The organism is Bacillus sp. LK2, assembly GCF_001043575.1.
Classification (GTDB): domain Bacteria; phylum Bacillota; class Bacilli; order Bacillales; family Bacillaceae_G; genus Bacillus_A; species Bacillus_A paramycoides.
Map to the genome: position 1 here is coordinate 82,721 of NZ_LDUK01000017.1, position 26,298 is coordinate 109,018.

The 26,298-nt window shown below is 34.0% G+C and carries 25 protein-coding genes, 5 pseudogenes, 1 riboswitch and 1 other annotated feature (1 of these 32 running past the window's edge); of the genes and pseudogenes, 8 read left to right on the top strand and 22 right to left on the bottom strand.

The window, feature by feature from the left end:
• Positions 1-124: a binding site (T-box leader), on the bottom strand; it reaches 85 nt to the left of the window's first position.
• A gap of 140 nt (positions 125-264) precedes the next feature.
• Positions 265-501, top strand: a pseudogene (locus VK90_RS12550) (1-deoxy-D-xylulose-5-phosphate reductoisomerase); the annotation flags it as partial.
• A gap of 69 nt (positions 502-570) precedes the next feature.
• Here the strand turns inward: VK90_RS12550 and VK90_RS12555 are convergent.
• Together VK90_RS12555 and VK90_RS30695 are read right to left on the bottom strand one after the other, a co-directional pair.
• Complete coding sequence (locus tag VK90_RS12555; protein WP_048373170.1) at positions 571-1,692, bottom strand: AI-2E family transporter; 1,122 nt, start codon at positions 1,690-1,692, stop codon at positions 571-573.
• Between the two features lie 68 nt (positions 1,693-1,760).
• Positions 1,761-1,961 (bottom strand): annotated as a pseudogene (locus VK90_RS30695) (GlsB/YeaQ/YmgE family stress response membrane protein).
• 114 nt (positions 1,962-2,075) lie between these two features.
• Here VK90_RS30695 and VK90_RS12560 point away from each other — a divergent pair.
• The gene (locus VK90_RS12560; protein WP_048373171.1) at positions 2,076-2,546 is read left to right on the top strand and encodes a GNAT family N-acetyltransferase; all 471 of its coding nucleotides are present in this window, start codon (positions 2,076-2,078) and stop codon (positions 2,544-2,546) included.
• Between the two features lie 28 nt (positions 2,547-2,574).
• Positions 2,575-2,719: riboswitch (cyclic di-AMP (ydaO/yuaA leader) on the top strand.
• A gap of 98 nt (positions 2,720-2,817) precedes the next feature.
• Positions 2,818-2,961, top strand: coding sequence for a hypothetical protein (locus VK90_RS30245; protein WP_002172701.1), 144 nt, complete (start codon positions 2,818-2,820; stop codon positions 2,959-2,961).
• Between the two features lie 74 nt (positions 2,962-3,035).
• On the opposite strand, the gene tsaA is transcribed toward VK90_RS30245, so the two are convergent.
• The 3 genes from tsaA to VK90_RS12575 are packed head-to-tail and all read right to left on the bottom strand — an operon-like array spanning position 3,036 to position 4,828.
• Positions 3,036-3,494 (bottom strand): tRNA (N6-threonylcarbamoyladenosine(37)-N6)-methyltransferase TrmO, encoded by a 459-nt coding sequence (gene tsaA, locus VK90_RS12565; RefSeq protein WP_048373214.1) that lies wholly within the window; start codon positions 3,492-3,494, stop codon positions 3,036-3,038.
• Positions 3,495-3,521: 27 nt separating this feature from the next.
• A complete protein-coding gene (locus tag VK90_RS12570) occupies positions 3,522-4,277 on the bottom strand; it encodes a class I SAM-dependent methyltransferase (protein WP_048373215.1) in 756 nt (251 codons plus the stop codon).
• Positions 4,278-4,318: 41 nt separating this feature from the next.
• Entirely contained in the window at positions 4,319-4,828 is a 510-nt protein-coding gene (locus VK90_RS12575; protein ID WP_048373216.1) for a CGNR zinc finger domain-containing protein, read from the bottom strand.
• A gap of 151 nt (positions 4,829-4,979) precedes the next feature.
• Between VK90_RS12575 and VK90_RS12580 the strand changes: the two are divergent.
• Positions 4,980-6,176: pseudogene (locus VK90_RS12580) on the top strand (MDR family MFS transporter).
• Positions 6,177-6,718: 542 nt separating this feature from the next.
• On the opposite strand, the gene VK90_RS12585 reads toward VK90_RS12580, so the two are convergent.
• From VK90_RS12585 to VK90_RS30700, 4 genes are all read right to left on the bottom strand, one after another.
• Complete coding sequence (locus tag VK90_RS12585) at positions 6,719-7,879, bottom strand: Ger(x)C family spore germination protein (protein WP_048373172.1); 1,161 nt, start codon at positions 7,877-7,879, stop codon at positions 6,719-6,721.
• Entirely contained in the window at positions 7,866-9,344 is a 1,479-nt protein-coding gene (locus VK90_RS12590) for a spore germination protein (RefSeq protein WP_048373174.1), read from the bottom strand. Before VK90_RS12590 ends, VK90_RS12585 begins: the two co-directional genes overlap by 14 nt.
• A gap of 56 nt (positions 9,345-9,400) precedes the next feature.
• Positions 9,401-10,480, bottom strand: a complete 1,080-nt coding sequence (locus tag VK90_RS12595) for an endospore germination permease (RefSeq protein WP_048373177.1) — start codon at positions 10,478-10,480, stop codon at positions 9,401-9,403.
• A gap of 261 nt (positions 10,481-10,741) precedes the next feature.
• Positions 10,742-10,885, bottom strand: a complete 144-nt coding sequence (locus tag VK90_RS30700) for an HAD hydrolase family protein (protein WP_269431820.1) — start codon at positions 10,883-10,885, stop codon at positions 10,742-10,744.
• A 254-nt stretch (positions 10,886-11,139) separates the two neighbouring features.
• On the opposite strand from VK90_RS30700, the gene VK90_RS12600 reads away from it, so the two are divergent.
• The gene (locus VK90_RS12600) at positions 11,140-12,009 is read left to right on the top strand and encodes a cation diffusion facilitator family transporter (protein WP_048373179.1); all 870 of its coding nucleotides are present in this window, start codon (positions 11,140-11,142) and stop codon (positions 12,007-12,009) included.
• 145 nt (positions 12,010-12,154) lie between these two features.
• On the opposite strand, the gene VK90_RS12605 is transcribed toward VK90_RS12600, so the two are convergent.
• From VK90_RS12605 to VK90_RS12630, 6 genes are all read right to left on the bottom strand, one after another.
• A complete protein-coding gene (locus tag VK90_RS12605) occupies positions 12,155-12,478 on the bottom strand; it encodes a VOC family protein (protein WP_231595859.1) in 324 nt (107 codons plus the stop codon).
• A gap of 193 nt (positions 12,479-12,671) precedes the next feature.
• Positions 12,672-13,220: a DUF2179 domain-containing protein gene (locus tag VK90_RS12610; RefSeq protein WP_002172712.1), complete on the bottom strand. Its 549-nt coding sequence runs from the start codon at positions 13,218-13,220 to the stop codon at positions 12,672-12,674.
• Positions 13,221-13,451: 231 nt separating this feature from the next.
• Complete coding sequence (locus VK90_RS12615; RefSeq protein ID WP_002172713.1) at positions 13,452-13,865, bottom strand: ATP synthase subunit I; 414 nt, start codon at positions 13,863-13,865, stop codon at positions 13,452-13,454.
• Between the two features lie 53 nt (positions 13,866-13,918).
• Positions 13,919-15,241, bottom strand: a complete 1,323-nt coding sequence (locus VK90_RS12620; RefSeq protein WP_048373182.1) for a hemolysin family protein — start codon at positions 15,239-15,241, stop codon at positions 13,919-13,921.
• Between the two features lie 119 nt (positions 15,242-15,360).
• The gene (locus tag VK90_RS12625; RefSeq protein ID WP_025149265.1) at positions 15,361-15,768 is read right to left on the bottom strand and encodes a MerR family transcriptional regulator; all 408 of its coding nucleotides are present in this window, start codon (positions 15,766-15,768) and stop codon (positions 15,361-15,363) included.
• Between the two features lie 209 nt (positions 15,769-15,977).
• Positions 15,978-16,328: an SH3 domain-containing protein gene (locus tag VK90_RS12630; protein ID WP_048373184.1), complete on the bottom strand. Its 351-nt coding sequence runs from the start codon at positions 16,326-16,328 to the stop codon at positions 15,978-15,980.
• 205 nt (positions 16,329-16,533) lie between these two features.
• Here VK90_RS12630 and VK90_RS12635 point away from each other — a divergent pair, with 205 nt between their 5' ends.
• Complete coding sequence (locus tag VK90_RS12635) at positions 16,534-17,433, top strand: DMT family transporter (protein WP_048373185.1); 900 nt, start codon at positions 16,534-16,536, stop codon at positions 17,431-17,433.
• An 83-nt stretch (positions 17,434-17,516) separates the two neighbouring features.
• On the opposite strand, the gene VK90_RS12640 is transcribed toward VK90_RS12635, so the two are convergent.
• Positions 17,517-18,371 carry a pentapeptide repeat-containing protein gene (locus VK90_RS12640; RefSeq protein ID WP_048373187.1) on the bottom strand — a complete coding sequence of 285 codons (855 nt, stop codon included), beginning with the start codon at positions 18,369-18,371 and terminating at the stop codon, positions 17,517-17,519.
• A gap of 195 nt (positions 18,372-18,566) precedes the next feature.
• On the opposite strand from VK90_RS12640, the gene VK90_RS12645 reads away from it, so the two are divergent.
• Positions 18,567-18,743 carry a DUF1272 domain-containing protein gene (locus VK90_RS12645; protein WP_048373189.1) on the top strand — a complete coding sequence of 59 codons (177 nt, stop codon included), beginning with the start codon at positions 18,567-18,569 and terminating at the stop codon, positions 18,741-18,743.
• Positions 18,744-18,872: 129 nt separating this feature from the next.
• Here the strand turns inward: VK90_RS12645 and VK90_RS12650 are convergent.
• From VK90_RS12650 to zwf, 5 genes and pseudogenes are all read right to left on the bottom strand, one after another.
• Positions 18,873-19,939: pseudogene (locus VK90_RS12650) on the bottom strand (lactonase family protein).
• A 131-nt stretch (positions 19,940-20,070) separates the two neighbouring features.
• Entirely contained in the window at positions 20,071-21,594 is a 1,524-nt protein-coding gene (gntK, locus tag VK90_RS12655) for a gluconokinase (RefSeq protein WP_048373220.1), read from the bottom strand.
• 353 nt (positions 21,595-21,947) lie between these two features.
• A complete protein-coding gene (fsa, locus tag VK90_RS12660) occupies positions 21,948-22,616 on the bottom strand; it encodes a fructose-6-phosphate aldolase (protein ID WP_000667692.1) in 669 nt (222 codons plus the stop codon).
• Between the two features lie 51 nt (positions 22,617-22,667).
• Complete coding sequence (gene gnd / locus VK90_RS12665; RefSeq protein ID WP_048373191.1) at positions 22,668-23,561, bottom strand: phosphogluconate dehydrogenase (NAD(+)-dependent, decarboxylating); 894 nt, start codon at positions 23,559-23,561, stop codon at positions 22,668-22,670.
• Between the two features lie 123 nt (positions 23,562-23,684).
• Entirely contained in the window at positions 23,685-25,169 is a 1,485-nt protein-coding gene (gene zwf, locus VK90_RS12670) for a glucose-6-phosphate dehydrogenase (RefSeq protein ID WP_048373192.1), read from the bottom strand.
• Between the two features lie 401 nt (positions 25,170-25,570).
• Here zwf and VK90_RS31415 point away from each other — a divergent pair.
• A pseudogene (locus VK90_RS31415) lies at positions 25,571-25,715 on the top strand (winged helix-turn-helix transcriptional regulator); the annotation flags it as partial.
• Between the two features lie 69 nt (positions 25,716-25,784).
• Here VK90_RS31415 and VK90_RS12675 read toward each other — a convergent pair.
• Positions 25,785-26,261, bottom strand: a complete 477-nt coding sequence (locus VK90_RS12675; protein ID WP_048373194.1) for a heme-degrading domain-containing protein — start codon at positions 26,259-26,261, stop codon at positions 25,785-25,787.
• Positions 26,262-26,298 lie beyond the last annotated feature (37 nt).

The following is a 26,298-nucleotide window of genomic DNA, read 5'->3' on the forward strand; positions in this document are numbered from 1 at the left end:
TTAACCTACTCATTTCAGTTAGAAGCTCCAGAGCCCATTCCATATTCATCCCTTACTGATTCTCACCACATATCAGCTCTCTGAAAAGTTTCGAATATGTACTCTTCTCTTTCATTGCTTTTCCACTTATTCTCCACAGTTTATCACACTTCACTTCCAAATAAACCCTAATTTTCTGTTTTATATAGCAGGAATTTCCACTTTAATTGTTTAATAGTATATAGGTTTGTAGAAATAATTGAAACATCTTTGGAGGTTTTTTTCATGGTAAAATATATATCAATTTTAGGTTCAACAGGGTCCATCGGCACATCTGCATTAGATGTCGTTTCAGCTCATCCTGAACATTTTAAAATCGTCGGTTTAACCGCAAATTATAATGTCGATCTTCTCGAAAAACAAATTGAAACGTTTCAATCTCATATTGTAAACGTTGCGACAAAAGAATTAGCAGATACATTACGTTCTCGTATTTCAACAAATACGAAAATTACATATGGGCGCGCCAATATGCAAATCAATTGTTAATGAAAAAGAGCTAAAACAGTTTTATCTGTTTCAGCTCTTTTTTCACGTATTCAACTTAACAAATCTATAACCATGCGTCACTAACACTTTTAGTATCGCATATCCTGGAATTGCTAAAACAATCCCCATAATTCCAAATAAATTACCTGCGGTTAAAATGATAAATATGATTGTAATGGGATGAATATCTAGCTTTTTCCCCATTACTTGCGGAGAAATAAATTTCCCCTCTGCTAATTGTACGACCATCATAACGATAATTACTTTTAAAATCATTGCTGGTGAGTCAATAAATGCGATAATTAATGCTGGTGTTATCGCAATAACAGGGCCTACATACGGAACAACGTTTACAATCATCGCCAAAATAGCGAGTAATACGGCGTATTTAATTCCAATGATTAAATACCCAATAAATAACATAATTCCGATAAATAGACTAACAATGATTTGTCCTCTAATATACGAACTAATCGCATAATGCATATCATCAAGTATTCTCTTCGCAGCTGGTTGCCTTTGCTCAGATATAAACTTTAAAAAGTGATTCGGTAACTGTTCGCCATCCTTTAAAAGATAGAACAGTATAAATGGAACCATTACAAATGTTAAAACAACCTCTGTTACTGTACTTAAAAATCCAGTTACATTTCCTGTTACTGATGATAATGACTTTGTAAAATTCACTGTGTAGTCTTTTACAATATTAGCAACATCAATATTTAGGCTATCTTGAACTTTCCCAAGCAAATTACTTTCTCCAAGTCTACGTGCTGCTCTCTCAATCTCATGACCAAAATACGGTAAGTTACTTATTAACGCATCAATTTGGTCTCTAATAATCGGGATAACCGTTACAACTAAAAACACAAATAGCCCTAGTACAAGTATATATATGGAAGCTATCGATACAATTCTTGAAACACCCTTCTTTTCTAGAAATGAAACGAAAGGATGCAAGATGTAAAATAGGACTCCCGCCAGTAACACTGGGAAGAAGATTGTTTTCAAAAAGACAATAAACGGTGTAAAGACAAATGAAATTTTTGTTAGCAACAATATGTTAATGAACAATAATGCAAATCCAAGTAACACCGCTAAATAATTTTGTTCTTTAAAAAACTTTTTCAGCTTATCTCTTTTTCTCAAATTTACTTTCTCCAACTATACCACCTCAGTTAATGATGAAAAGCCCTTATAAAGGGCTTTTCATCATTGTATATATTATAAATTTATCTTCTTGTGACCTTTACGATAAATGATACAATGAGAATTAGAACAATTGCCCCTATGTATACACACCATCTAACGAAGGACACTAAGCACAATCATTCATCACCTAGCCAAACTCCTAGTAAACAAGCGATTATATTTCCAAACATACGAGCAGGAAAATCTTTACCTGTTATAGAAACTGCAATTGTACCTATAATAGTATGACTCTATTTAGCTACCAATTCATTACTTAATCCTTACATTTATTATATCCAGAAAAGAAAAATCTTGTCAAACGCATGAAAAAATAGCCCAAAAGGAGATTATAAACTATGATTCAAAAATTAATAGTAAACTCTTATGATACAGCTACGTCTATTTTAAAAATTCAAATTCCCGCTTATGAAATTGAGGCAAAATATATAAATAGTACAGCCATCCCCCGTTTATATGATACTGTAACTGATATTCAAAATTGTGATGAAACTTTTTACGGATATTTTCATGAAGACTTACTCACCGGATTTATTTCTTTTAAAGTTGATGAAGATGTAGTTGATATTCATCGTTTAGTAGTCTCACCCGATCATTTTCATAAAGGGATTGCAACGAAACTGCTCCTACATATATTTGACATGTTCTCCTCTTCTGAAACGTATATTGTACGAACAGGTAAGGCAAATACTCCCGCTATCGCATTATATAAAAAACACGGCTTCATTGAAGTAACAGATACAACACTCCCTGATGGTATGATTCTTACACAACTAAAAAAACAGAAAATACGAAATAATTTGACTTAGTTATTTCTTTATGTTATTTTTTACTTTATACAACCTTTTGCTGAGTCCATTTTTTTGGAGCGGGGGAACCATTTATGTAGCTTTTTGCTACTTGGGGCGAATCTTTTTAAGTAGGGAAACTCTCACTTCCCGAGTCCGACAGCTAACCTCGTAAGCGTAATGGGAGAGGAAGGTGCTTTTTGCCTATGTTACACAGTATACCTCCTTAACTATAAATTATGGAATCGATATCAAACAGAAACCTATATTTATAGAAAAGGAGACATGTATAATGTTACGTTTATCAGATCACGAAGTAAAAATGATGGAGCAACGCATTCGATTAGAACAACAACGTACGTATCAAGCAAACAAAATGGTCGATAATTTACATCACAAATACTTTTTCCAACATATTTTTCAGCCGAAAAGATGAATAGATTATACGTACGATATAATGTAATACAAAAGGCTTTGCAATTTATAATTGCAAAGCCTTTTGTATTACCACTAAAAATAATCTTGCATTAATTTATTCATCCAATCTGGAACACGTACATTTTCCCTTGCATCAAAAGCAGCAATGTATGGTTTTATATCTAAAATAGCCGTTCGATCATTAGCGTCTAATCCTTGCACAGTAATAACATTATTTTTAATCGACAATATTTCAACAGTAGTTATTCCAATAGGGTTTGGACGATACTTTGTCCGTTGCGCAAAACATCCCTTTTCATCAAAATCACTTAATCCCCTTGGCTTTCTAGCCCACGACTCGTTATTTTCTTCCTGGAAATCATTCATATAAAAAATAACAATTGCATGAGAATAATCCTCGAGGCCAGCTAATCCTCCAATATACTCTGGATATATTTTAATGTTAGAAATAACACTTCCCCAATTACTGTACACTTTTTCATCTATAGAAGATCGCACTTCACCAATCTTCACCATATTAATATGATCCATTTCTTCCCCTTCTTTATGTTGCACTAGTTACTTCCTCGCCTTCACAATAAAAGTAGTCGGCACCATTCTAGCTTTATATAAAGAATAGTATTTTGTAGAAGGCTCTGCCATTTCTTCATCAAACCTACTGGCTGGTTCAGGCTCTTCTATTCTCTCAATTGTAAATCCGGCTCTATTTAACTCATTTATGTATGTACTCATTTTTCTTTTATATAATGTCGCTTGTACTTCTTCCCCTTTAAATGTTTCAAACGTAATAGGAGTTTCTTCATGATAGGAAGACTTTAAAACAATTTCTTCTGTACCATACTGTAAGTTTGAATATACCGGATGCTCCCAGCTAAAAATAAAACTCCCTCCTGGCTTTAAATATGAATAAATAATTTCTAATGTTCTCCCTAAATCTGAAGTCCATCCTAATGCATAGATGGAGTATACAATATCAAAATACCCTTTCGGAATATTTACTTCCTCTTCCATTGCTCCGCATATTAACTTCGGATTCCAAGACTTTAATGTTTCATTCGCTGTTTTAATTTGCGTACTCGAAAGGTCAAGTCCCCATAATTCCTTTGCACCATGCTCCGCCATGTATCGCAAAGAATGCCCACTACCACATCCAATATCGAGTACAGTTTTATTCTCAATTGAATCAAATAAATGGATTTCGTCCTCTGATGCCGTATACGGTCCGTATTTAGGTAAACAATCTACTTGAAAAAAATGAGGTGCTACTACGTCCCAGCACTTTTTATTTAGCTCTAACATTTTTGTTTGTTCCACCACTTTTACATTCCCCTCTCTTTTTTCTTCTCCTATACGAATTAACCGTTATAACCTGATCTTCCTTTTCTTTTAGCTCGATAATTTTTCACTTTTGCGATTGTACCACAAGCTCTGCCTTCTTCCCCTCCAGCATACATGCCACACCATCTTTTACTTCCATTACGGGAATGGTCGTAAAAGACCCAGCGGCAATCTGGACACGCTTTTAATCGCCCCCATTGTTTTTGATTAATAGCCTTCAAAATAATTTGTAACATCTTCGTATACAAATTATTTTCTCCTATCGGTTCATATGCGATATCCTCCATATTTTCTGCCACACATACTCGGAATGGATATTTCTCAAACCACTTTTGCAACATTCCCTGCTCTTCAACAGTACGACGAATATCTTCTCTAAATTGCTTTAACTCGTCCAAGGTATGAAACGAAAGCTCTTCTTTCCAATATTTCTCCCTAAATGTTATAACATCATCTATCGTCTGAAACTGATCTATAGGATTTCTTGTATCATTTGGTATTCTCCATGTATTTAAAAATTCTCTCATTATCTCAAGTTGATCAGGTGCCTCTTGATTTTGGCTCAAATATATTCACCATCTTTCTAAAATTTACTTTTTTCTGACTTTATGTATAATTATAATATAAAATCGTTAACCAGTAATTAATTTTAATAGTTACATAATTAGGAGGAGTTCTATGAAAAATTTCTCAATTCCGATTCGTTTTATGCTCATTTCTTCATTTTTTATGGCTTTTGGGTATTTTGCGGTATATGCATTTTTAACTATTTATCTATTAAATTTTCTACACTTTTCAGCTGTACAAGTCGGAACAGTTTTAACGATTATGACAATTACATCTAGAGTTATCCCTTTATTCTCAGGATTAATCGCTGACAAAATAGGCTATATCTTTATGATGATAGCCGGATTATTTTTAAGAGGAATCGGATTTATTTTCTTAGGAATATGCTCAGATTTCTATACAATTTCTATTTCTTCCGCTCTCATTGGATTTGGGACTGCATTTTACGAACCTGCAGCTCGCGCCATATTCGGTTCACAACCAGCTCATATGAGAAAAAGTTTATTTACATACTTAAACCTTAGTTTTAATTGCGGTGCGATAATCGGACCAATTGCAGGAGGTTTCTTACTCCTATTAGATCCGATATATGCTTTCGCACTAGCCGGATTTCTCATGCTATTATTTGCTCTTATTTTTTATTTTCTTAAAAACCACTTCCAAGCTTCTACTGAAAACACGTCTATTACATTAGGAATACAAGCCATCTTACAAAATTAAATTTTTCTTTCATTTTCATTTATTATGATTTTCTTCTACATTATGTTTACTCAGCTTACTGTCGCACTTCCACTTCATATGAAAAACATTAGTCATAGTAACCAACTCGCTACTTTAGTTATTACAATAAATGCAATAACAGGCGTCATATTTATGATATTATTCCGAAAGATTTTTCATAAATACAATACACTCTCTATCATTAAATACGGTGTTTTATTAATGGGAATTTCCTTTTCACTCATTCCTTTATTCCAGCACCCATATTGGCTTTTTATTTGTGTAATTTTATTTACAATTGGAGAAACACTCGTATTACCTAACGCTGACATCGCTATTGCGAATTACAGTAACGAATCATACACAGCTACATATTTCGGCTTTTATCAACTTTCACTCGCATTTGGTTTTATTATTGGTAATTACACAGGGACATGGTTTACATCGAACTTACAGAAAACGTTCGTACCATGGGTTATTTTCGGGGTATGTGGATTGATTGGCTTTCTTTCACTTCATGGTTTAAATAAGAAAAAACTCATCTCTAAAGAAAACATGTCTCTATGTAAAGGTACGGAACATCATTAATAAATTACAATTTGGGTAGAATCACATCGCTATCAAACAAAGATTGTAAAGTAGCCTCTAAATGAAAATTTTCTTTCTTCACAGTTAGTTATTTTGAGAAATCAGCTCATTTTTTTGTTTTAGGAATGTTTATTTTTCTTAAGTTGATAGGCAATGTGGCGGGATTCCATGCCTATCAAGCAAAGATTGTAAAGTACCCCCATAACAAAAATTTCACCTTATATATACTCCAAAGATAGATTAAAAAATATAATAGTTATTTAAAAAAGATGGTGTGAATTTGGAAATCATTCCATCTTTTATTATTATCCTATACAACGAAGAAAGAATATTTCGGTAATTCGATTAGGAAACGGATAGAAAAGGAGAGAAACTCCTGCCCCTATTACCCCACTTAGTCCAATTTAAATACGTAATAAATAAAACCGACTCCGATTACAGAGCCGGTTTCTACTGTATTAGCCTAGAGTTCTAATACGTGTGTCCTTTCGAATCTCCTATTTAGAGTCGATATTTTACGTTTTCTTTCATTTTCAATCATTCTAATGCTCGATGATATTACGCATATTTTTAGATTTTCCATTTGTAGCTATATTAATCGAGACATTAAAATCTATTTCTTTATTTTGAAGGGATATTCTCCCCTCTTTTTTATATTTTTTCCACAAATTAAAATTCTGACGATATAATGTTTGTGATAACTGATACGTGTCAATCCCTTTTTCAATTCCTTTTCGGTACGTTTTTTTAATTTCTTTTTCAACTTGGTCCTCTGCAATTTTTTTTAAATTATTTACAGGCATAGAATTTATTAATTGATAAATATCAGCATCGAAATGGATGTTCATAAGTATGTGCAACTTCCCTTTTTTTGTAAAAAAATTTGTATCTACCTTTGGGTTTTTTAATATTATTTGTCCAATTATTTTTTTATTAAATTTTAATAGCAATGGAGCTCGTTTGGTATTTTCATCCGTCCATCGAACTCCAGCAATATCGTGGCTATTTAAATGATTTATATAGGATTTATCACTTATAAAACCATAACCATTAAATTTTAACATCGGAAATGATGTATGCCCTTTTTTCCAATTTGTTTTAGTCGTAGCTAAGAAAGGAATTCGAGTTGTCATCCCAGGTTCATAATAATTTCTTTGGAATTTATATAAAGGTAAAGGATCTATAATTGAATATTGCTTGGTTATTTCTTGTGGCAAATTAATAATTGTATATAATTGAGAAATATTTAAAATATTATTGCTCGCTAATATATTTTCTAAAGGCTCCTTAGTTCCAAATATCCACATAGTATCTCGAAACTGAAAAAAACGAGAGAAAAAATCATTAAATTGATTAAAATCACCATGTTTTAGAAACCTCTCTGTTACAACAATCGTTTTGATATGTTCCCATGAGATCTCTTGTTGAGCACTCTTATAAAAATCAAATGTTGCCTCATCTAAAATGAGTCCTTTTCCCTTTCCAATATAAGCCGGGCTATAATTACGGGTAGTGCTCCCTTCTTGTTTAGCTATGTTAGAAAAATTAATAAATTGTGGACGGATGATATAATTATTATCTTTAAAATCGATGCCTAGACTATTTATATACAAGACGTGATGCAACTCTCTTTGATCCCAACACCCTGTTAGAAACGTACACAACATACAAAGAAATAAAACAATTCTTTTATTTTTTTTCATCAGTACTCTCTCTTTTCCTTGTATTATCTTGAGTATGCAATTCTTTAGGTCTTCTCTTCATATACGTGAAAGGAATTCTAAATGTGGCTGCTAGCATACTCTTAAACACAGGGGGAGAATATGGTGTAAAGAAAGGAACTCCAAAAGAACGTAAATTTACTACATGTATCACAATCACAAAGATACAGAATATAAATCCTACTATTCCTAATAAAGAAGATATCAAGAATACTGCATATCGCAATATACTTATTATCCCTGTTACTGACTGATTAGTTAAAGCAAATGTCGAAACAACCGAGATTGCTATTATAATGACCATAGATGCTGAAACAATTCCAGCACTAATAGCAGCTTGTCCAATAATTAATCCCCCTACAACAGATAATGTTTGACCAAATACGGCAGGAACGCGCAATCCCGCTTGCCTCAAAATTTCAAATAAGGTCATCATAATTAGCCCTTCTAAAGGAGCAGGAAAAGGAATCCCTTCTCTTGATAAACTTAATGTAGCTAATAATGTATAGGGAATCTGATCCGGATGATATGTAATTAGCGCTATCCAAATCCCTGGAAGAAATATAGATATTCCTATCCCCAAAAGACTTACAAGTCGTACAAAGCTACCGATTATATAGAAAGAATCTTGATCTTCAGATGTATTCACAAAAAAAGGAAATGTAACTGGTGCAATAGTGGCTGTTGGTGACCCTTCAACTAGTAAAATAAAACGCCCATACAACAAACAATTCACAGCATAATCGGGTCGCCCTGTATATTCAACTAAAGGAAATACACTAAATTGATTATTTGTGATTAATTCTTCAATTTGTGCACTTGAAACAACCCCGTCTATTTTAATTTGTCTTAATTTTAATCGAACTTGATTGATTATATCTTGGGATGCGATATCTTTTAAATACAAGAGTGCTACTTTAGTTTGTGTTCTTTCTCCAATAATAAATTCTTCATAACTAAGAGAACTCGTTTTTAGTCTTTTTCTAATTAATCCTATATTTGTGTTTAACTCTTCAACAAATCCATCACGTCCACCACGAATGGTCATCTCTGTATTTGTTTGTTCAACGGATCTTGTAGGTATTTGGGCAATATCAACTATATATCCTTGTTTAGATTCTTCAAAAATAATGAGGAGGTTACCTTCAAATATAATTTGAGAGATAGTTTCATTCGAATTTACTATATCTAATTTCTTTACTGATAACTGGGGAATTAATGTTGAAAGGTTAAATTCTTCTATCGAATTACTTAAAAGCTCTTTGCAAACTTGAGATGATGTGGCTTGTTTTAATTTTGTATTGTCAATTAAGTTTTGACAATACATAAACAATACTGACCTCGTTTCTTCTTTCTCATCCAATTCACGCTTTATTACTTTTACATCGTCGCATCCTTCAAACCACTCTAGTATTATCTTCTCGTTTAATTCTACTCGTTTGTTCATCTACGTTGTCTCCTTCAAACTCAGCAACCTTATATAAAATACATTCTCATACTCTTTCAAGAGCTTTTCTTATATGTAACAACCCATGCAAACACTATTAGTAAGATAGAAAACAAAAATAGCCCTAATGCTGAAACTGGTAAAACAATTTGAGATACAAACCAATAGAAACTAGAGTCACTGATGGGTAGTATACTTATTAATAAAATACATGAAAGTATTGCAAACATAACCCCATTTCTCGTTTTCCGATTTGTAATTGATAACAAATCTGGAATAAGAAAAACAACAAGTGACAGACGAATAAAGATCCCTACAAGCCACTGATACACGGAGAGAAAGTCTAAATTTTCAATATACCTTCCTATTGACACAAGTCTCCATTCTTCAAATGCTGGATATCGTTGGTTTGCTGCTACGAAAGGACCAAATTCTATAATAGCTGCCATAACTGGGCCTATTGTGATACCAATAATAACAATACCCAAAGCAATCAATTGATATAATTTGATTTTCGAGCAAATATGATGTTGTAAAAAAAGAATAAAAATTAACTCTAGAAATCCTGCTGCAGGATAAACCATCCCCTTAAATACTGGGTTCATTCCATTTTCCATCATTGGCTGAAGTAAAGAATAATCTTTATGTGGAATATTTGCAAACATTACAAAAAAACCAAGTAGAAATACAATAGGTAACAAAACACCTGTTGTAAGTGCAATAGATTGAATTCCTCTTTCAGCATTGTAGAAACAAATCATTGAAAAAAGTATTCCTAATACAAACCGAGGTGTTTCTGGTAAATAAAAAGAGAAAAAGGTTAATGTTTCTTTTAGTGCAACGACACCAATTGTTATCAAATAAAGTACAACTATGAATATTATTGGATATATAATGAATTTCCCAAAATTAATTTTTAACCACAAAAACAAATGTTCATTTTTTATGTTTTTATAAATGATGAATATTAATGAAATCCAAATCAAGTATATAACGCTTACTAATAGGATTGAAATCCACGAATCTCTACCCGAGCTATCTAATAACATAGGAATCATAATGACATGATTGATTATCCCGATACTACCAATGAGTATCATAGAAACTTGAAATAAAGTAATTGTTTGCTTAGTCATACTTACCACCATATTTTATAATGAAGAAATATTACATAGTATAACTGATACATGACATCTTTATTCGCAATGGCTAGCGCTTAGAGGCATGAACAATCAAACTTTCCCAACAGTATAAAGATATATTTAAACTATTCGAAATTCCACTACAGTTAAACAATTCGTTACATCGAAATTTAAAATAAAAGAAAGTAAGAGATAGTATAATACACCCCTTACTTCCTTTTTTATTTTACTTTCGCCTTTTCTTCAGCTATTTGATTAAGTGCAGTCCCTCACGCAGGTCCCACGGCAGCTAAAATCATTCCAATCGTCTCCAAAGACCATTATGTTACCCATAGAAATGATATTTTGAGTGCAGATTTCCCTTACAGCTCGTTCTTTAGAAACGCCTTTTGCCGTGATTGGAGCAGTTAGCTTTTAGTTTTGCACCGAAGATGACTTATCAAAAACACTAGGCTCCTCTTATTGACTTTCTTTAATTCATTCTACTAACTTATATTTCAATTTTTTCATTAATAATTAAATATGCCCAAGGGAAACATATTGAAACCGCTTCAATTTTTATTGTCTTTTGCAAAAAGATTGCTATAGACCCACTGTATTTTGAACTGATAACATAAAAATTAATTAATAAAAGGTAGGAGGAATATGAAACAATGAATTCATCAAAAGTAGCTTTTTTGTCAGTATTAAGTAACTCTTTTGTTGTTATTTTAAAAGTTGTTATTGGTATATTTACTGGTTCAGTAGCTATTCTTTCCGAAGCCATTCATTCCTCTTTAGATTTATTAGCTTCAATCATCGCTTTCTTTTCTGTCCGAATCTCAAATAAACCGGCGGATAAATTACATCCCTATGGACATGGAAAAGTAGAAAATATTTCTGGAACAATCGAAACATTACTAATTTTTATAGCTGGTTTTTGGATTATTTATGAATGTGTCCTTAAATTGATACACCCTGAACCAATTCGGCTCCCGTTTTTAGGAATAATTGTTATGTTGATTGGAGCACTCATCAATTTTGTAGTATCACGAATTGTTAACAAAACTGCTAAAAAAACAAATTCTATTGCAATGAAATCTAATGCACTACATTTACTCACTGATGTTTACACTTCCTTAGGTGTTGCAATTAGCTTATTTCTAGTTAGTCTAACTGAATGGAGTTTTCTAGACCCAATCATTGGAATTATTTTAGCTGTTTATATTATGACTGAAGCCTTCAAATTAATGAAAGAGTCCTTTCCCCCATTAATTGATGCACGTTTATTACCAGAAGAAGAACAAAAAATCATAAAAATTATAGAATATTATAAAGATGAATATATTGAGTTTCATGATTTTCGTTCAAGGCGTTCAGGTCCAACTGAATACATAGATTTTCATCTTGTCGTTTCATCTCACTATAACATTGAAACAGCACATGAGTTATGTGATCGGATAGAGCAAAATATTAAGAAACAATTTGATCGTGCTCACATACTAATACATTTAGAACCAGAACATGAAATTTTAATATATTAACTTGAAAAGCCATTAAAAAGTAATTAGAAAAAAGAACGCTTATCACCTTCTCACTTTCTGCTAAAATGAAATTTTTATTATAACTTTAACTATCTTCCTAACCTCTGGACTATAATCGAATTTATTGTTTTATTCAGCAGCCTAATTAGGTTAATTTGAAAATCGCCTTAATCCGTTCATTTTGTTCTTTTTTATCTAAGTATTCAAAAAATCCTAGTCGATTCCCCCACGGATCACTAAATGTTCCCCATTTTACAGGTACTTCTTTACGAGAATGAATCTCGAATTTTGCTACATTTAATTCCCTGACTATCCTTGTCTGTTCAGCCTCAATATCCATTATCGCTAAACGAAGAGGTCCACTACCTGCAGAAGGTATGCCTTCTGCAATCTGTATCCAGCAGCCTTGAATGCGTTCCCATTCTGCAAATCCTTCGTGCGGGAAAAAGTCTGATTCCTTATTGAACAAAGTTTTGTACCACTTAAATGGCTGGAAACAACAAAACGGAAAGTTTTACTTTTATGTTAATGGTAAACTTTAAACAGGTTAGATATACAGTTGTAAAAGCGCAAAGTCCTGATGCTAGCCCCAATTAAATTATTGAATGATCGCTAGTTTATATAAAATAAAAAGGAGCAGCTTTTCAGCTGCTCCCTTTTATTTACGATGCATGATGATCTTTCTTCTTCATTAACGCTCTTTTTTTCATCGCTTTCGTTAAATATCCACCTTTAAATGAGCGAATTTCATAAGATGACATAAACGCTTTTGGCGCAATTTCATTAATAATTTCTAACAGTTCTTTCTCTCTAGAACGCTTTGCAACGATATCTAAGCGATAACGTATTGAATTAATTCCTTCGCCTTCAAATACTGTAACGCCAAATCCAGAGTGACGTAATTCATCTACTAATTCATTACAACGGTCTAGTAAACTAACTTGATACGTAATATATCCAATTGCTAATTTATTCTCTATATAACCACCTAATAAAAGTCCCGTACTAAAGCCGATGACATAGGCAACAATATTCATCCAATTTGATAAATCTTGAAACACAATACCTAAACTGACAATGTAAATAGCTCCTTCTAACAATCCTACACCAGCAGCGGATCTTGTTTGATTCTTTACAAGCAAAATCGTACGGATTGTTAAAATTGGAACGTAAATAATTTGAAGCACAAAAATAAGTAACGCTTGTAACATTGGTATCCACCTCTTTCACAAATTCTTTTGTCATGATAACATACATAAGCTTTAGAAATCGATGGGTTTTTAAATTTTTTTTTATTATTTTCCATACTATTGAAAAACCTAAAAAAGGAGCGTATTATATTTATCTTTAATTGGATTGCACCATTGAATCGTACATATTATATTAACTATTGTGCAATTTATTATCAAACTCAAAAAAGGAACCCGATAAGGTTCCTTTCATTATAACTCTATTTTTTGTGAAGCATTCTTCTTTTGCTTCTCTTCTTCTTTCACTAGCTGCATATTCGCATAGGCTAAATTCGCAATCATTAAAAAGTGCCCACCTAAAATCCCTGTACCAAATGCCCACATTTCCATTTCATGCTCAATTTCATACATAATGATAGCCCCTAATATCGCGGCTGCAAATCGGTTTAAAACTCCTAATCCAGGAGCCTTTTCTTTCAGCACAATACTTCTTCCTATTTTCTCCACTCTGCGAGCTAATAACCAAAGACAATATGCACTTACCGCTAAACCGATACCAAACCCTGTCACTTGTTTTCCAAACGGAGTAACCGCCCACATTAGTAGTAAACCACTAAAGATCGTATACAATTGTAATCGATATACACGTAAGGCTACTTGAATCAAAATATCCGCTCCTAATTTCACATTTTATTATGTGTCAGAAGAAAAGCAGCAACTTACACAGTTACTGCTTCCTCTTGTTGATGGTCCATTTTCCGAATTTCAACACGTTTAATTTGATAAGCATCTTTTTCTAACACTTTAAATTCATAGCCTTCTGCTTCAACGTATTGTCCTTCTTCAATTTCATGATTTTGCATCATAATCCATCCACCGATTGTATCCACATCGTCTTCTTCAATGTGTAATCCAAACAAATCTTTCACTTCTGTGATGAGCACTTTTCCATCAACAATTTTATGGTACTCGTTCACATGCTGAATTGGTGGTGCTTCATCTTCATCATATTCATCACGAATTTCGCCGACGATTTCCTCCAATATATCTTCAAGCGTTACAATTCCAGCTGTCCCTCCGTACTCATCGTATAAAACAGCCATTGGAATTCGCTTCTTCTGCATTTGCAGTAATAAATCATGAATTGGAGTTGTTTCCATAACTTCAATAATCGGACGCATATACGTGCGAATCGATGATAAATCTTCTTTATCGTTGTTCATATATCGAATAAAGAAATCTTTTACATTGACCATACCGATAATATCATCTTTATCTTCTCCAAAAATCGGATAACGTGTGTATCGTTCATTTTGGATTACTTTCATGTGTTCTTCTACTGAATCTTCAAGATAGAAACCAACGATTTCTGTACGTGGTACCATTATCTCTTTCGCAATGCGATTATCAAATTCAAAGATATTATTTACATACTTGTATTCAGCTTGATTAATTTCTCCACTTTCGTAACTCTCTGAAAGAATAAGACGTAACTCTTCTTCTGTATGAGCTACTTCATGTTCAGAAGCTGGTTTCAAACCGAATAAGCCAGTTACAACGCGAGCAGAACTATTCAATACCCAAATAAATGGATACATAACTTTATAGAACATCATTAACGGACCCGCAAATAACAATGTCACTTTTTCAGCTTTTTGAATTGCCATCGTTTTCGGAGCTAATTCCCCGACTACAACGTGCAAGTACGTCATCGTCATAAATGCAAGACCAAACGTTAATACTTGTGAAATAGAAGGATTTAAATTCAATTTCTCAAATAACGGGTGTAATAATTTTTCTATCGTCGGTTCACCTAACCAACCAAGTCCCATCGCTGTAACTGTAATACCTAATTGACAAGCAGATAAATATTCGTCTAAATTTGTTGTTACCTTTTTCGCTGCTAATGCACCGCGTTTTCCTTCCGCAACAAGCTGATCAATGCGACTTGAACGTACTTTTACAATCGCAAACTCTGCTGCTACGAAAAATCCAGTAAATGCGATTAAAATCGCAACCATGACTAAATTAAATATTTCCAATGAATACCCTTAGTTAAAAAACTAAGGTGTCCACCTCCTGTATACTATAATGTTTTCTTATTTATTCGTTAGAAAACATAGCCCGATACAAAAATTAAAGAGGTCGGATTTCACTTTTTCTATAATAATAGAGCAAGTGTCTGTATTAAAGCTGTCGTTTGACCTGATAAAGATTTCGATATTTTTTCACGTTGTGAATCAGTCAATTCATCTAAAAGAGGCTTTAACTCCGTTAACTCTGCTTCTAATCTATGAATATGGTCTGTCACTTCATTCACTTGTTTCGAAACGTGTTCATTGATACCGAGCAGCTTCTTCTTCTCCTCGATTTTCTCTTTAATCTCACAAAGCGGCATATGCATTTCTTTGCACTTCTCAATAAATTGTAATGTTTCAAATGCTGTTTCGTCGTAATAGCGATAATTAGATTGAGATCGCTCCGCTTTTAAGATACCTAGATTCGTATAATAATCAATCGTTCGTTTCGACACGTGAGCCATGAGAGCCAACTGTCCGATTCGATACACCTTCCCAACGATCTTCCCCCCTTGTTTATATTACTAACATCATACAATACATAAACTGTACAGTCAAACGTGACGGTTTATTATTCACGATATACAAAATTTCATTTCTCATCTTATTACTATTCAAAAATATATAAACTATCGTTTTCTCTAGCAATCTATTTTTTTTAATCTACAACTAATATCCTCATGAACAAAAGATATGTGTCCTAATTTCGCCTCAATTTTTCTTTCGGCACCCATCCAACTTCACCATCTATCTTTTCACACCAGAGCCATCCATTTAATTCTTCTAACCCAATAAGTATTTCTCCACTACTCACATTTAATTCTTTTGCAGTATATCTCTTTATAATAGCTCCACTTCCATCAGTACGTTTACTTATAATTTGTTCTGGTACCCAACCTTTTCTTTTATATTTCTCTTCTGAACAATACACCCAGCCATCCCAGTTTTCTGGTCCCTTATACTTTTCACCAATAGAAACGAAATCCCCCTCATCTAAACAAATTGGGTCAGGATAGTTACTAACATGTGATTTCATAACAATATATTTCATAACACCCTCCAATAATCTGAAAATTAAGTTATAATATCATTATAAATACAGAAGGAGGAATATGCATATGTACTACAACACTTCATTCGAAAACGATCAACCTGTAGGCCGTCTATAAACTAAGACGGGCATTCATATAACACATACACTATGCCTCGTCTTAGGGAATTTATCATCACCCTAAAAATAGACGGAGGTAATTCAAATGAAACAAACAATTTTAGGAGCTATATGTTTATCACTAGCAGCAAGTATTTGGGGCGGTATGTATGTTGTTAGCAAATATGTACTCGACTTTATCCCGCCACTAACACTCGTTTGGCTACGCTTTATTATTGCTTTTGTTGTTTTATACGTGCTTTTGAAAACAACAGAAAGAAAGCAAAAGAAAAAAATAACCATCCAGAAAAAAGATTGGTTACTATTCGCTTGGATTGGATTCATCGGATACTTCATTTCGATCACATGTCAATTTATCGGAACAAAATTATCCGACGCTCATACAGGCTCTTTAGTAACGTCAGCTACACCTGCATTTATGGTCATATTTGCAGCGCTCATTTTAAAAGAAAAACTAACTGCTCGTAGACTGTTATCAACTATCATCGCAACAATCGGTGTCATTATCGTTATCGGATGGGATATTGAAATTGGCTCCTATTTTATCGGTACAATCATTTTAGTTGGAGCCGCTATTACGTGGGCTTTACTATCCATTTATGTGAAAATCGCTTCAGCTCGATTTTCATCTTTAGTTATTACAACGTACGCTATATTCTTTTCACTCTTTTTTATAACACCTTGTATGGTGTGGGAATTTCAATCAACTCCTATTGAACATGTGAACATGTACGTATTATTAGGCGTACTCTATTTAGGAATCGTCTCAACCGCAGGTGCATTTTTCCTTTGGAATAAAGGGTTAGAGTTAATGGATGCTAGCATCGGTTCATTATTTTTCTTCTTCCAACCTATCGTTGGATCATTACTCGGCTGGCTTCTTTTAAATGAGACGTTAAGCAGTAACTTTTTCATTGGTGGTATTCTTATTATATGCAGCGTTATCATTACTACTCTTGAAAAGAAAAAACAGGCAGAGATTTAATCTCTGCCTGTTCGTATAATTGGATCTTGTTTGTGAAATCCAATACAAATTGGTATATTACTTTGCAAACCACTACATGCAATTTACGCAGTCCAATGCGCTGGACGAGACAATAATTTCGGCAATTTTGTATGTTTGTCCCCTTTCGCTGCATTAATCTGGACTTGCGTAAGAAAAATACTATTTGTAAAATCTGCTCCTCGAATATCTGCATCTCGCAAATCTGCACCTATGAGGTCAGCACCTCTTAAATTAGCATCTCGTAAATTTGCCGCAATAAGATAAGCACCTCTTAAATTCGCTCCTTGTAAATCTTTCTTTTTAAGATTTGCTCCCATAAGATCTGCACCTCGGTGACTAATTCTTTTCTTATTTGCAGAATTCATTCCCCTCCAAACGAGTTCACTCGTTTCCAGAAGGAGAACATTCACTTCTGCACGGTGTAATGGAACATTTACTTTCATTAACTCATCTGCACTTAAATTTGAAAGTCGTTCCGTCTCTTCAATCGCTTTACTAAGCTCATGATGAATCGTTTGCGTCGCCTTTAAAAGAACGGCTTCCTTCAAATACCAAAGCATTTCATGAAGCTGATGCATAACCGGAAAAGCATCATACATTTTTCTAGCATGACTAGCATCTTTCCGCCAATCAATTCCATTAAACGTAACTTGAGAAATCTTTTGCCCAGCGCCGAAACATTCAAATACAGTACAACCTTTATACCCTTTTCCTCTAAGACTTTTATGTATACTACATTTATAATCTGATTGTAAATTTGAACAAGGTTTACCACCATCTTTATTCACCGCAAAATCTACTGATGCCGCAAACGGTAATGCTACACAGCATAGACCAAAACATTTTTCACAGTCTGCTTTTAAACTATTGTAATTTATATTCTCTTCTACATAAAAATAATCGTTATTATTAGTCAAAATATATACCCCCTGTTGTCTTTTGACTATTTCATAATATTCCAACTGCACTAAATAATCAATTTTAAAATAAACCGGCATATTTCATCTCAAACAACAACTTAATCCGTTTATTTCCTTTCATTTAAAAAGGACTTCCTCTACAATATTAATTATAATTAAATTAAGAACTTTCAAATAACAAGGAGAGATACTATGGCACTAGAAATGAAAACAAACTGTCAAATTTGCGACGATTCCCTTCAGCCCGATTCTGAAGCATACATATGCGTGTATGAATGTACATTTTGTGCACCATGTACAGAAGAAAGACAAAATGTTTGCCCGAACTGTGGTGGCGAGTTAGTACTTAGACCAAAAAAGAAACAATAAAAAGCAAAGCGATGATCGCTTTGCTTTTTACGTTTCTTTTTTGATATATGAAATTATATCGACGTTTCGACAAAGAACTACATTTCTACATGAATTGAGCTTCCATCCCTTACCCTTTATCAACGCACGTTAAACATTTAAAAATTTAACACAAACAGGCTCTGGTACAACAACATCCGATTGTAAAAGAGTTAGCTTCCCTGTAGTTTCATTTCTTGAAAATAGCACAAGACTATGTGACTTTTCATTTGTAGCAACAAGAAACTTTTCAGTAGGATCTAATACAAAATCCCTCGGCCAATTTCCTTCTGTAGATGTATGTTCAACAAATGTAAGCTGACCTGAATTTTGATCCACATTGAAAACAGCAATACTATTATGACCACGATTCGCTGCATACACAAATCGACCGTCAGAAGAGATGTGTATGGCACTTCCTTGACTATTTTCATCAAATTCTTCTGGAATAGTAGTAATATACTGTAATTCTGTAAAGGCCCCTTCTTCCGAGTGATATGATAATACAATGACTTCAGAACTAAGCTCTGTCATCACATAGGCGTATTTCCCATTCGGGGAAAAGTAATATGCCTTGGGCCACTTCCTGGGTTCACAGACAAGCTATTAACTTCTATTAGAGTACTATCTTTTATTTCATACGTAATTAATTTATCAATCCCTAAATCAACACCCACCACATATTTTTCATCAGGAGTATATCCCGCATAATGTGCGTGTGGTTTTTCTTGTCTTTCTTTATTCGGACCTGAGCCTTTATGTGTAATAATAGAGACAGCAGGATTTACAGTTCCATTTTCTTCATTTACTACAAAAGACTCAATCGTTCCTTTATGGTAATTCGCTGTAACTACAAAGCGATTCTTACTATCAACACTAATATGACAAGGAGAAGCACCTTCTACTACTTGTCTGTTTTCCGCCTTTAGTTCTCCAGTATGACTGTCAATCGAATAAGCAGCTACACCACCAGATTCGCCTTCTTTAACAACAGAATAGAGATATTCATTATTTCGGTTAATCGTTACATATGTAGGGTTGTCCAGCTTAGCGGCAAGTGTTACATTACTAATTTTCTTTGCTTCCGCATCTAAAGTAAACGTATATATTCCTTCGCTATTTTCCTTCGTGTAAGTTCCAACATATCCAATAAACTCTTTGTTATCCATCATTTTCATAACCCTCTCCCTATAGTTTTTGTTCATCAAACTTCTTACTAAGTAGCCTTAAACTATTTTATATTGAAAGAATATCCTAAAAAATTGGAGTACCTCTTTATACGTTACCATATTTTCCTGCTAAATAGCCTTTAAACCCATTTTTTCTGATAAGCTGCTATACTTTCATATTCTTCTTCCAAGTGACGGGACAGACGAATATAGATTGGTGTTAAATCTTTATATTTTTCCACACTTTCCATGTTTGGTTTATGATAAAAATTTGCCCCAACCATTTCAGAAACTACATGTAATGAATCTATTTCACCTAGACTATATAAACCGAGAATCGCAGCTCCTAAGCAAGAGCTTTCGAAACTTTCCGGAACATATACGTCTTGATGAAAGATATCTGCCATCATCTGTCTCCAAAGTTCCGACCTTGCAAAACTGCCTGTCGCTTGAATTTTTTTCGGTTCACCAATTAGCTCTTTTAAAGCGAGAAGAACGGTATATAAATTATAAATTACCCCTTCTAATACGGCACGGATAAGATGTTCTTTTTTATGATGCAATCCAAGTCCAAAGAAAGATCCTCGCGCATTTGCATTCCATAAAGGAGCTCTTTCCCCTGCTAAATACGGATGAAATAATAAACCGTCAGATCCAGGATTAACTTTTCCTGCTATTTCAGTAAGCACTTCATATGGATCTTTTCCTAAACGCTTTGCAAGTTCAATCTCTGAAGTACCTAATTGATCACGAGCCCACCTGAAAATCATACCACCGTTATTAACTGGTCCACCAATTACCCAATGGTCTTCAGTTAAGGCATAACAAAAAATTCTACCTTTTGGATCTGTTACAGGACGATTTGTTACAGCACGTATCGCGCCGCTCGTACCAATTGTAACAGCTACAACCCCAGGCTCTATTGCATTTACACCTAAATTTGATAGTACCCCATCACTCGCTCCTACTACAAAGGGTGTAGAAACAAGTAAATTCATTTCTTTTGCAAGTTCTTCATCTAATCCTATTAAGCTGTGCGTAGTTGGAACAAGTTTAGAAAGCTTTTCATCTGAAATCCCTACAACACGAAGTGCTTCCTCATCCCATTTTAAAGATTTTAAATTAAACATTCCTGTTGCTGATGCTATTGAATAATCAATTACGTATTCGTTATATAACTTATAAAAAACATACTCTTTAATAGAAATGAATTTATAACTTTTTGCGAACAATTCTGCCTGCTCATTCTGTAACCAAACTAATTTCGAAAGTGGTGACATAGGATGAATCGGTGTCCCAGTACGAAGATAAATTTCATGACCATTCATATCACTTTTTATTTTCTCTGCCCAGTTTGCACTTCTATTATCTGCCCAAGTGATACATTTCGTTAACGGATTCCCTTCTTCGTCTACAGCAATGACGCTATGCATTGCCGAACTAAAAGAGACGCAAAGAATATCAATCGGTTGTACATTACTTGATCGTATAGCTTCTTTAATCGTATGTATCACTGCTTGAAAAATCTCTTCTGGATCTTGTTCTGCTGTTTCTGGCGTGGGAGAATGTAAAGGATATTCAATCCCATGGCTTGCAATAACAGATCCATCAATTGAAAACAAAACTGTTTTTGTACTAGTTGTCCCAATATCTACACCAATCATATATTTTGAGTTCACTATGTAACCCCTTTCGAAATATTCCTATAACAAAAAATCCCCCACACAAAGTTCTTTCTTGAGCTGGAAGGATATTTAAATATACATACTTGAGAGCACCATGATTTATACGAAAAAAGACTCTCCCTTATGTGAGTTTTTAACAAACTTCTCTCTCATAAGGGGGTCCTTTTCATAACTATAGTGCTATTTTGAAAAACGAAACTAATACTTTTGGAAAATGAATGACTCCTTTTATTTTGCTGTTTTCATGTAATAAGACTTCAAATCCGAAAACAACAAAGTTACATAGGGAGCGGTTCTCTCTTGAAAAAGCAATTAGTGAAAGCTTCATTTCATTATAACTTAGGCGCTTTTGCCCAATCCGCAGCAAACTTTTCAATACCTTGATCCGTTAATGGATGCATAGCAAGTTGTTCAATGACTTTATAAGGAATCGTTGCAATGTGAGCACCTGCCATTGCTACACGAGTTACATGATCTGGGTGTCTGACAGAAGCCGCAATAATTTGTGTATCTAATTGATGAACATCGAATAATTCAGCAATTTTAGCAACTAATAATACGCCATCTTCAGAAATATCATCTAAGCGACCTAAAAATGGAGAAACATACGTTGCACCTGCTCGGGCCGCTAAAAGAGCTTGGTTCACAGTGAAAATAAGTGTAACGTTCGTTTTCACACCTTTTTCAGTAAGATAACGACAAGCTTCTAATCCTGCTAACGTCATCGGAAGTTTTATCGTGACGTTTTTATCGCCACCATTAATTTTAATTAATTCTTCTGCTTGAGCGATCATTTCTTCAGCTGTAACAGCATCTGGCGTTACTTCTGCCGAAACAGATTCAACTTTAGGTACTGCCTGGCAAATTTCTGCAATACGGTCTTCAAACTTAACGCCCTCTTTTGCTACTAAAGAAGGATTCGTTGTAACACCAGCTAAAACTCCAAGTTTATATGCTTTTTTTATGTCCTCAAGATTTGCAGTATCAATAAAAAATTTCATGATCAATTCCCTCCAGTTTTTAAACGTTAATGAGTTATAATTTTAAGATGTTTATTTCTTTTCTACTGCATGTCCGCCAAATTCATTGCGCAGAGCTGCTACAACTTTTCCTGTAAATGTATCATTGTCTAATGAGCGATAACGCATTAATAGAGACATTGCGATAACAGGAGTCGCTGTTTGAAGATCTAATGCTGTTTCTACTGTCCATTTTCCTTCACCAGAAGAATGCATAACGCCCTTAATGTCATCCAGTTTTGCATCTTTAGAAAATGCATTTTCAGTTAATTCCATTAACCAAGAGCGGATTACTGAACCGTTGTTCCATACTCTTGATACTTTTTCATAGTCGTAATCAAATTCACTTTTCTCTAAAATCTCAAATCCTTCACCAATAGCGGCCATCATACCGTATTCAATTCCGTTATGAACCATTTTTAAGAAGTGACCACTACCAGCTTTTCCAGCATATAAGTATCCATTTTCTACAGCTGTATCACGGAAGATAGGTTCAACGATTTCCCAAGCTTCTTGATCTCCTCCGATCATGTAACAAGCACCATTACGTGCGCCTTCCATTCCGCCAGAAGTTCCTGCATCCATAAAGTGAATACCATCTTTCTTTAGTTGCTCATATCGGCGGATAGACTCTTTATAATGTGAATTACCAGCTTCAATTAAAATATCTCCTTTTGATAACAGCGGTGTAACCTCACTAATAACAGAATCAACAACAGCGTGCGGAACCATAACCCAAAGAATTCTTGGTGATTCTAATGACTGAACAAGTTCATTTAAACTAGATACACCTGTAGCCCCATACTCTTTCATTTCTTCCACTGCACTCGTATTTAAATCGAATGCTGCTACTTGATGTTTATGATCAATTAAATTTTCCCCTAAATTCAATCCCATTTTACCTAAACCAATTAACCCTACTTGCATAATATAATTCCTCCTTAAATTCCCTTTTATCATAAATACATATCAATAAAATCATGACTACCTTTTTGTCATATAACTTGACAAATAAGACAACATATTAAAAACCTTCATTTATGAATGTACTTATTTTTTCATTTCCTGATCTAACCACCATTTAAATTCACTTTCTTGCAATAGAGCATTAGCCGCATCTGGGCCATATGAACCAGACTCGTATTCATGAAGTGGCAATAAATTTTCCTCGAACGCTTCAAGAATTGGCTGCACCCACTCCCATGACAATTCTACTTCTCTCCAATGTGCAAAGAATGTAGAGTCTCCACTCACAGCATCATGGATGAGTCTTTCATATGCTTCAGGTACTCCCACATCCGCTTGCTCGCAAGTAAAGTTAATACGGATCGGTTCAATCTCTCCATTTTTCAATGGGTTTTTACTATTTAACTGTAATGAAACATTCTCACCTGGGCTAATTTCAATTATTAATAAGTTAGGCTCTGCATTTGGATTATTATCTTGATATTGCTGTTTTAACGTATTTTTAAATTCGATTACAATACGAGTAGACTTTTCTTTCATTCTTTTGCCTGTTCGTATATAAAAGGGAACGCCAGTCCAAAACGGATTATCGATCCATAAGCGTGCAGCAACAAATGTGTCTATGTTAGAAGAAGGATTTACTCCTGGCTCCTCTTTATATGCTACAACTTGTTGGCCTTTTATCTCTCCTGAAGAGTATTGACCGCGAACGATATGGTTCTGAACGTCTTCTTTTTTCACTTTGCGAAGCGTCTCCATTACCTTTCGTTTTTCCTCTCGAATTTCAGATGCGTTAATTTTTTCCGGCAGATTCATAGCAGTCATCATTAATATTTGTAACATATGATTTTGAACCATATCACGAATGGCTCCCGCCTGATCATAATATCCTGCCCTTTCTTCAACCCCAACCGTTTCACTAGCTGTTATTTGTACATTCGCTATATGTTCTTTATTCCAAATTGATTGGAGAACAGGATTTGCAAATTCTAGTGCTTCAATGTTTTGGATCATCGGTTTACCTAAATAATGATCAATACGGTATATCTCGTCTTCTTCAAACGTTCGACTTAGCTTATCATTCAGCTCACGAGCAGATTTGAGATCGTGCCCGAACGGTTTCTCAATCATCAGGCGTTTCCATCCATCCGTTCTATCCAGTCCGCTTTCCTTAATATTTAAAGCAATTGTTTCGAAAAAGTCAGGAGCAACTGAAAGATAGAACATTCTATTACCTTTTATATGTAGTTCTTCTTCCCTTTCACGAACGACTTGTAATAACCTCTCATAGTCTTCTGGCTTACTCACATCTAATGGACAATAGCGAAAATTATCTAAAAAACCTTCTAGTTCTGGAGTACCTTCTTCCCTATGACGAGAAAACGTCTCTATTGATTCTTTTATTCTTTTTTGAAAATCTATATGAGATACTTCACGTCTTCCAAGCCCGATAACGGATATTTGCTTTGGAAGCTTTTGATCTCTATATAAGTTATATAGTGCGGGGTAAATTTTTCGTTTCGCTAAATCCCCTGTCGCTCCAAATAAAACAAAGGTCATTGATTCCACTTTCAGTCCCCCTCTTGGTGTTTAATCCTTGTCAATATAGTAAAAATGAATTGTACAGAAGCTAATACTATTGTCGATTCATTCTTGCTTCTTAACTTCTAAATGCACGGTTTTATAAAAAAGCAAAGAGTTATTAACTTCTAATTTTTTATATTTGTCGCTTTCTAATTGTCCCCAATATTAATAGTGGCAATTCAAAGCATTTCTACCACATCCTACTTATCCATCTGCACTTATATAACATAATTTAATTACTAAAAGTAATTAAATTATGTTATATCTAGCATATTAACTACATATATTATTATCGTCAAGAAAAACATCTTGAATTAAAGATTTTTTATTCCGTAATATCTTTCAGTGTTTGTCTATGTATTAGAAGAAGACGGTGTAATCCAAAGAATAGCGTATCACCGAAAATAGAATATTCTTTAACTGATTACGGTTGGCCTCTAGAGTCCATACTAGATTCTCTTTGTACTTTTTTAGGAATGTCATCTCGAAAAGAATAGGAATACATCCGTGCTCATTACAGAAAACGAATAATAAAAAGGCAAAAACGAACAGGAATATGCTCATTTTTGCCTTTTTATTTAACCATTAAAATTACTTCTATTATTGATTTAAATGATTTTTAACTGCTCTTATAACCAATTCATGATCTTCTTCTGGTGGCAATCCTGAGACTGTTACCATTCCAATAACCCCTACGTTTTTTATTTGGATAGGAAAGCATCCACCAAACGCAGCATATTCCGAGCCATCTAAACGGTATTTTTCATGATATGGAATTCCATTTATTTCACTTTCTATCTGCATATAATACGAGCTATGATTATGCAAAGAAACGACCCGTTTTTTACGCTCAATCCATTTAGTATTTTCCTCAGTTGTCCCTGTCATCTTGAAATGAAATAATTGCACACCATTTTTGGTTATATCAACAGCAATCAATTTTCCCTCTCGCTTTGCTGTTTCAACGATAAATAAACCTAATTGCAAGGCATCTTCATTTGTAAAAGAGGAAAATTGAAGTGTTTCCTCCTCTATTAAAATTTGTTTACTTATTTCACTCATATTTGAAGTACTCATATCTTTAACCTCCCTAATCGTTTTATACCTCGTTGAC